The sequence below is a fragment of the Rhizobium sp. EC-SD404 genome, from assembly GCF_902498825.1.
GTDB lineage: Bacteria > Pseudomonadota > Alphaproteobacteria > Rhizobiales > Rhizobiaceae > Georhizobium.
In genome coordinates this window covers 1-4,859 of sequence record NZ_LR701451.1, presented here as the reverse complement: position 1 = coordinate 4,859, position 4,859 = coordinate 1, and the positions used below count along the sequence as shown (strand labels likewise).

At 59.1% G+C, this 4,859-nt stretch carries 9 protein-coding genes; 1 reads left to right on the top strand and 8 read right to left on the bottom strand.

Annotated features, from left to right (window positions below):
- On the top strand, positions 1-323 hold a 323-nt coding region (locus GC125_RS00370), incomplete at its 5' end, for a DNA-methyltransferase (protein WP_199864378.1).
- A gap of 37 nt (positions 324-360) precedes the next feature.
- Here the strand turns inward: GC125_RS00370 and GC125_RS20175 are convergent.
- From GC125_RS20175 to GC125_RS20125, 8 genes are all read right to left on the bottom strand, one after another.
- Positions 361-666: a hypothetical protein gene (locus GC125_RS20175; RefSeq protein WP_286165299.1), complete on the bottom strand. Its 306-nt coding sequence runs from the start codon at positions 664-666 to the stop codon at positions 361-363.
- A 6-nt stretch (positions 667-672) separates the two neighbouring features.
- Positions 673-2,016 (bottom strand): recombinase family protein, encoded by a 1,344-nt coding sequence (locus GC125_RS00365; RefSeq protein ID WP_286165298.1) that lies wholly within the window; start codon positions 2,014-2,016, stop codon positions 673-675.
- Between the two features lie 119 nt (positions 2,017-2,135).
- Positions 2,136-2,555: a type II toxin-antitoxin system VapC family toxin gene (locus GC125_RS00360; RefSeq protein WP_151983221.1), complete on the bottom strand. Its 420-nt coding sequence runs from the start codon at positions 2,553-2,555 to the stop codon at positions 2,136-2,138.
- Positions 2,552-2,824, bottom strand: coding sequence for a type II toxin-antitoxin system VapB family antitoxin (locus GC125_RS00355; protein ID WP_151983220.1), 273 nt, complete (start codon positions 2,822-2,824; stop codon positions 2,552-2,554). The genes GC125_RS00360 and GC125_RS00355 overlap by 4 nt, the downstream gene beginning before the upstream one ends.
- A gap of 104 nt (positions 2,825-2,928) precedes the next feature.
- A complete protein-coding gene (locus GC125_RS00350; RefSeq protein WP_151983219.1) occupies positions 2,929-3,216 on the bottom strand; it encodes a hypothetical protein in 288 nt (95 codons plus the stop codon).
- Entirely contained in the window at positions 3,203-3,421 is a 219-nt protein-coding gene (locus tag GC125_RS00345; RefSeq protein ID WP_151983218.1) for a helix-turn-helix transcriptional regulator, read from the bottom strand. The genes GC125_RS00350 and GC125_RS00345 overlap by 14 nt, the downstream gene beginning before the upstream one ends.
- A 542-nt stretch (positions 3,422-3,963) precedes the next feature.
- The gene (locus GC125_RS00340; RefSeq protein WP_151983222.1) at positions 3,964-4,434 is read right to left on the bottom strand and encodes a fasciclin domain-containing protein; all 471 of its coding nucleotides are present in this window, start codon (positions 4,432-4,434) and stop codon (positions 3,964-3,966) included.
- 180 nt (positions 4,435-4,614) lie between these two features.
- The coding region (locus GC125_RS20125; RefSeq protein ID WP_210251649.1) for a hypothetical protein at positions 4,615-4,859 on the bottom strand (245 nt) is incomplete at its 5' end.

Genomic DNA, 4,859 nt, shown 5'->3' with positions numbered 1-4,859 from the left:
AAGGACCAAAGAAAGGTCAGCTCAGCGGGCATCCGCTCGGCAAGAATCCAGGCGACGTTTGGGATATCCCGAACGTCAAACACAACCACCGGGAGAAGACCAGTCATCCGTGCCAGTTTCCGGAGGCACTGATTGACCGGCTCGTCGCAGCTCTTACTGACAAAGGCGATCTCGTTGTGGATCCATATGCGGGGTCAGGAACGACCGGAGCTGTGGCTCAACGTCTGGACCGTCGCGCGCTCCTGATAGAGCGCGATCTAGGCTATGCGGCCATAGCCCGCAAGCGCCTTGGAACTGGTGAGGGAAGCGGCGCGGCGGCCTGATCTGCCTCGTCCACGGCGGACGCGGGGCTGGTCTATTTTACAAATGGTGGTTGCGGGGGCTCGCAGCCACAGCTGGCATAAAAGGAGCGTCGGAATCACCGCCCTCTGTTGCATTGGCTAAGTTCAGAATGCCCATCAGCTCACCGCGCAGAGTGGCATGCACCTGACCGCGTTTCTTGCCCGGCATCAGCACGATTTCGCCGATCAGGGAACGAAGTGCTTCTGCTGCCTGTCTTCCGCCATCCGGGTCCTGGAGCGCTTCGGCGAAGCGTTCAACCCATCGCCGATAATTGTCGGCGATGTTCGGATGGACGTCAGGGATGGTCGCAGTCGCCTTTGACAAGCGTCTTTAGATTTCCGCCTTCTGCTGCTCGAGCTCATCCATCCTGGCTTTCATGGATGGCTGGTACATCCCATCCTCGATCGCCGACAGAATTCCTGCGATAGCCCTTTCTACCTTCGCCAGGGCTTTCTGGTGACCTTGGGCTTCGGCAGAACGGTTTCGGCTCAGCCGGTTCATTTCCTCGCCATAGCTGCGCACAGCCTCTGCAACCGCTTCGGACGATACGAGCCTGACCTTGAGGCCAGCAAGAACGCGGGCCTCGATCTTGGCGCGGGTGATCGTCCTGTTGTTGTCACAGGTGGCGCGGCGATGATGGTTGAGGCAGCCATAGCGGTTCGGAAGGATGATCCCATATTTGCCGCTGCAGCATCCGCAGGTGAGCAAGCCGGAAAGAAGAGCGCCCGGCCGATTGGCGAGATGAAGGCGCTTCATCCGCGCCTCCTGGGTATTGGCTTCATTCGGTCCGAAGATCGTCGAGATCTGCTGCTGGCGTGCGCGGACAGCATTCCAGAGTTCTTCATCGACGATCCGCAGATGCGGGACTTCTGTCCTGATCCATTCCGACTGCGGATTGGGGCGCGAGACGCGCTTGCCCGTGCTCGGATCTTTGACGAAGCGCAGACGGTTCCAGACGAGCATGCCGGTATAGAGCTCGTTGTTGATGATACCGGTGCCGCGCGTCTTGTGACCGCGAATGGAGGTGTCGCCCCAGGCGCGGCCGAGCGGTCCGGGAATGCCTTCTTTGTTCAGATCCGTTGCGATTGACTTGGGACTTTTGCCTGACGCAAACTCTCTGCAGATGCGGCGGACCGTCTCGGCCTCTTCGGGGATGATCTCACGATCGCCTCGAAGAGGGTCGCCATTGGCATCGAGCTTCTTGACGACCTTGTAGCCGTAGCAGAGACCTCGGCCGGCCTTGCCCTTCTCCACCCTGCCCCGCAGACCACGACGGGTCTTCATGGCGAGGTCTTTGAGGAAGAGCGCATTCATCGTGCCTTTGAGGCCCACATGAAGCTCGGAGATCTCACCCTCTGCCAGCGTGACGATTGTGACGCCTGCAAACTTCAGATGCTTGTAGAGCGTCGCGATGTCGGCCTGATCGCGGCTGATGCGGTCCAGCGCTTCCGCCAGGACGATATCGAACTCGCCGAGCTTCGCATCCCGCATGAGGCGCTGAATGCCGGGGCGTAGGATCGTGCTTGCACCCGATATGGCCGCATCCTCATAGGAGCCGACCGTCTCCCATCGCTCCCGTCTTGCATGATCGCGACACAGCCGGAACTGATCCTCGATCGACGCCGCGTTCTGCTGGTCGGATGAGTAGCGGGCATAAAGGGCTGTGCGGGTCATGCGCATACCTCTCTCAGCATTCGGCCTGACGACCGGGTCTCATGCACGGGCGCTCTGATCTTCGGCGCGGCGCTCTGATCTTCGGTATCGCCCCTTGGCCTCTCTACCGGTCAGATCCTTCAGATCATGGGGGCGAGCGCCGCCTGGATATCTGTCATCAAAAAGTCGTTGCCGACATAAAGCAAGGGCGCTGCATGCTGCTTGGCCAATGCATAGGCAAAGCAGTCGCCGAAGTTGAGGCCGCCCCTGGTGCCAAAACCCTGGCCGTACTCGATCCTTGCCTGCATCGCCGCACGCGCCTGTCGGTCATCGACGGGGGCAATGTCGATGTGGAAGTCGGTAAGGAAAGCATCGAGGTCGGCAATCGCCGCGCGCCGGTCTCCACCCTTGATCCTGCCGGCCATCACCGTGCCGGTCTCGACATAGTTGACGGCGGAGATTAGGCGCGGTTGCGCTTCCTGGAGAGCATGCATGCAGGCGGACGCTTCTGCCTCTTCGAACAGGATCGCGATGATGGCGGACGAGTCCACCACGATCATCGGGCAAGACCGAGCATCTCGGCCGTATCGCCGACAGCGTCATCCCATTCATCCTTGGAGACCGGCCGCCGATCGTAGCGATCAGCACGATCGCGCACGAAAGCCTTCATGCGCTCGGCATAGTCGGCATTTGTCTCCCGCTCAGCGCGCAACCTCTCCAGCCGCTCGCTCATCGCTTTGGTGATCGCGTCGGTCATGGTCTCGCCGGTGAGCCGCGAGAGTTCCCGTGCCAGCCTGTCGGCTTCTTCAGTTTTGATGCTGAGCGCCATAGCCACCTCGCTGTCTATACGTATCTTCTAGATAGCACGAACGCCACGATCTCTCAAGCGAGACACTCATCTCCGGCGCAGACGATCCGCCTCATGATCGCCCCTCAATAGTCATCCTCCTTGTCGGCGTCCGTGCGACGCACGCTTGTCGTTCTTCCGACATCTGCCGACGCGCCATTATCGTTGGCAGCTTGCTGTGCGATGAAGTCCTCGCGCGCCATGCGGCGACCGATCAATCGGGCGATGGACAGCACAACCTTATCCATGCGTTCAGACGCGCCAGCTTCGGATTTCGGATCTGGCTGCTCAAGCGACTGCTCCGATGAGCCGTCGCGTGACCGATTGTCGTTTGCCGGTCTCTCTCTTGCGAGGCGCTCCTCATCGCCGGCCATGGCCGACCTCCTCCTCTGGGCGCCACGCAACGGGATTGGCGATCCAGCGATCGATGTCGGACTCACGCCATCCGGCACCATGGGTGCTGATTCTCAACTGGGCCGGAAATGTCCCGTCCGCGATCTTGCGATAGATCGTCGAACGGGACAGGCCGGTGCGGCCAAGGACGGTGTTCAATCGGATGATGCGGTCTGGCGCGGCCATGGTGGCGATGCCTCCTGCTGGTTCTCTCTGACAGTTCGAGAGCCACGACAGGACGTTCAGTCAGGCGCTTGCAAGGAGGAAATTCGAGGAGCAGTGTCGTGTCGTAGGGAGGGCGGTAAATCGGCTAGTCCACTAGCTGGCAGCTGCCGCCGGTGGCTTAGGAGCCGTCGCTTTCCCAGTTGCAGACCGAGACGAAATTCTCGGGCATTCGCAATTAGATAAGTCATGCATAGTTGATGTGCCAAACTTGGGCTGCAATCAATCGACTGCCAGAACGGCGCGAGAGAGCTTCCGTCACGAACCCTCATTAGATGGGGTCTTAAGCGATAGCGGAGCCGACGGACCGTTGAGCCGACATCTGCGCCGAAACTCAAAAGGCGCGTCGCGCCTAAGCCTCCCCCAAATCCCAACACAAATGCAAGAACGCTGACGCCGCAAACCGACGTCACTTAGGTCCACGATTGCAGGTTATGCGCATTCCGAGTTGTCGCGGCCGGATTGATATCGATGAAATCCGGCCGCGGCACCCCTTAGTCGAACGGTTACATGCCGGGCATAATGACGGCGTCGATGACATGGATCACACCATTGTCTGCCGTGATATCAGCCTGGGTAATGTTTGCCTCGTTGACCTTCGGTCCGCCTTCGAGCGTGAAAGTCACTTCACTGCCTTCGACTGTGGCTGCGGTCAAACCTTCGGTAAGATCAGACGATGCAACGGCCCCCGGTACGACGTGATAGGTGAGAATGGACACCAGCTGATCGCGGTTCTCTTCAAGAAGCAAATCTTCGACCGTGCCATCTGGCAAAGCAGCAAAAGCTTCGTCAGTCGGAGCGAACACGGTGAATGGGCCATCGCCCTTCAGCGTCTCTACAAGGCCGGCGGCCTCGACCGCAGCGATCAGAGTCGTGAACGTACCAGCTTCTGCCGCGGTATCGACGATGTCAGCAGCCAAGGCAGAGGTCGTCATAGCGGCAGCTGCAAAGCTTGCAATCAGGAGCTTCTTTATCATTGTGTGATCCTCGTCTGGGTTAGGATTGATCATCATGACCATTTCCAAACCTCGCTACGCGATCCATCCCTGCCTGGTTCAGGGAGACATCTCCTGATCTCATGGCCTTGCCATCACGTCTCCGTCAGTTGATTTTGATCCCCGTCGACACAAAAATGTCGCTTAATGCCTTGGTCTCAACTACACCCGGCCAGCAACGAGCTGACGAAGTTCACCCAATATCTGCAGGGCATCGTAGCGTTTCGTCTCGATATCCAGAGCGTCAGTGATCAAAGCCCGATCAAGGTCGAGAACGGCGCTGCAGAAGCGTTTGACAGTTGCGGGGCATTGCCGTCGGTGGCGGAACGCCATCAAACAAATTGTATTGCTCAAACGCACGTTCGCCTGCTCCGCGACGAGAAGGTGATGCATAGCCTGATCGAAAT

Excerpts from the sequence above, each read along its gene's own strand:
- GC125_RS00365 (WP_286165298.1), bottom strand. The coding sequence starts at position 2,016 with ATGACCCGCACAGCCCTTTATGCCCGCTACTCATCCGACCAGCAGAAC.
- GC125_RS00360 (WP_151983221.1), bottom strand. The coding sequence starts at position 2,555 with ATGATCGTGGTGGACTCGTCCGCCATCATCGCGATCCTGTTCGAAGAG.
- GC125_RS00355 (WP_151983220.1), bottom strand. The coding sequence starts at position 2,824 with ATGGCGCTCAGCATCAAAACTGAAGAAGCCGACAGGCTGGCACGGGAA.
- GC125_RS00350 (WP_151983219.1), bottom strand. The coding sequence starts at position 3,216 with ATGGCCGGCGATGAGGAGCGCCTCGCAAGAGAGAGACCGGCAAACGAC.
- GC125_RS00345 (WP_151983218.1), bottom strand. The coding sequence starts at position 3,421 with ATGGCCGCGCCAGACCGCATCATCCGATTGAACACCGTCCTTGGCCGC.
- GC125_RS00340 (WP_151983222.1), bottom strand. The coding sequence starts at position 4,434 with ATGATAAAGAAGCTCCTGATTGCAAGCTTTGCAGCTGCCGCTATGACG.